A 1,868-nucleotide genomic window follows, 5' to 3' on the forward strand; every position below is an offset into this window, starting at 1 on the left:
GGACCCTTTGACTATTGGGTTCATCGCCATCAATTTATTCCAGAAGACCAGAAAACTCGGCTAACTGATTCCATTGAATTTGCTTTACCAGGAGGAGCGTTAGTGGAAGAAATGTTTGGTTGGTTAGCTTAGGACACGCGCAAAAATAACTTACCAATAGAGAAGTTATAAATAATTCCATTGGTGGTAAATTAGATTATGAAGAGATTTAAGAATAGTTGGGGTGTCTGATGGGGGATGGGATATCACTTAGTTCAAGCACCATCTATAGTATTAGTGCGCTCTAATGGTCAAATCATGGATATGTCAATCATCGAGTCCCTCAGAATCAAGTTTGAGGCATTAGTGCCTTACATGAATGAAAAGCTGAGACGATTGTGGGCAGCATCGGAAGCAGTAGCACTAGGTGAAAATGGGATAGAGCTGGTAGTCTTTGCCACAGGCATTGGTGCCAAAACAGTCTCAGAAGGTATCAAAGAGCTACAGCAACCGTTGAGTAGTGTAGCGACTGTTGCTCCATCAACTAGGATCAGAAAACCTGGAGGAGGCAGAAAGAGCTATGAGCAGAGTAAGCCAAAACTGCTCAAAGATTTAGAAGAGTTGATTGACCCAATCACACGTGGAGACCCGGAATCGCCACTGCGATGGACATCAAAAAGCACATCAAAAATTGCTGTTGAAGTTACCGTAAGCATAGTGGAGCCTTTATGGTTAGTCGGTTATGCATAAAAGGGTTAAAACTTTTTGATTAAGGCTCCACTATGCTAAGGTTTCGTCTCGAGGCATTAAGAAAAATCGGACATCAAATTAGTCCAAGAACAGTAGCGAAGTTACTGCATCAACTAGGATATAGTTTACAGAGTAATCGAAAAAGTTCAGAGGGAAAAGGTCACCCAGATCGAGACGAACAATTTCAATATATTAATCAAGAAATCAAAGAGTATCAAGGTCGAGAGCAACCCGTTATTTCAGTAGATACAAAGAAAAAAGAACTAATTGGAAACTACAAAAATGAAGGGAAGGAATGGGAAAGGAAAAAAGAGCCAGTCAAAGTAAAGATGCATGACTTTGCTGACCCGAATTTAGGCAAAGTGATCCCTTATGGAATTTATGATGTAAGTAATAATCAAGGATGGGTTAATGTTGGTATTGACCATGATACCGCTGAGTTTGCGGTTCAATCAATTCGTACTTGGTGGCAAAAAATGGGCATAGAGCTCTACCCAGGAGCTCAAGAACTGTTAATCACAGCAGATGCTGGAGGAAGCAATGGTTATCGGCTTCGCCTCTGGAAAACTGAGTTGCAAAAATTAGCTGATGAAACGGGACTTAAGATTAAGGTAGTTCACTTTCCTCCCGGAACAAGCAAGTGGAACAAAATAGAACATCGTATGTTTTGTAAAATTACCGAAAATTGGAGAGGTAGACCCTTAATTAGTCGAGAAGTAGTGGTAAATTTAATTGCCAATACAACCACTCAAACGGGATTGACTATTCATGCGGAACTTGATCAGGGTAAATATCAAATTGGTCAACGTATTAGTGACTCTCAACTGTCTCAAGTGAATCTACAACCAGCCGATTTTCATGGAGAATGGAATTACCAAATTATTCCTAACCTTAAATAGGAAAGTTATTTTTGCGCAGTTCCTAACCCCTCCCAGGAGGGGAATAGTGAAAAAATCTTGTGTACCTCATAGTTATGAAAAACGCTGTAGTTTAGTTGATTGCTTTTGTGTTCACGGTTGACGATTGACGCTTGAGGATTAATAGTTGACAGTCAATCGTCAACTGTTAACAAATAGCAATTAATTAACAGTTGCCAGTTATCTGTTTATTATCTCTTAGTGGGGATGTGTCTGATGCTA

The 1,868-nt window shown here is 39.9% G+C and carries 1 protein-coding gene and 1 pseudogene; both read left to right on the forward strand.

Annotated features, from left to right (window positions below):
* Nucleotides 1–237 precede the first annotated feature (237 nt).
* The gene (locus F6K53_RS39345) at nucleotides 238–729 is read left to right on the forward strand and encodes a hypothetical protein (RefSeq protein WP_293085370.1); all 492 of its coding nucleotides are present in this window, start codon (nucleotides 238–240) and stop codon (nucleotides 727–729) included.
* Between the two features lie 53 nt (nucleotides 730–782).
* Nucleotides 783–1,628 (forward strand): annotated as a pseudogene (locus F6K53_RS39350) (ISAzo13 family transposase); the annotation flags it as partial.
* Between the last annotated feature and the right edge of the window lie 240 nt (nucleotides 1,629–1,868).

Origin of the sequence: Moorena sp. SIO4A1, assembly GCF_010672065.1 — a bacterium.
In the GTDB taxonomy this organism is placed as follows: Bacteria; Cyanobacteriota; Cyanobacteriia; order Cyanobacteriales; family Coleofasciculaceae; genus Moorena.

What these genes read in the sequence shown, in the direction of transcription:
- F6K53_RS39345 (WP_293085370.1), top strand. Translation starts at nt 238, where the DNA reads ATGGGATATCACTTAGTTCAAGCACCATCTATAGTATTAGTGCGCTCT.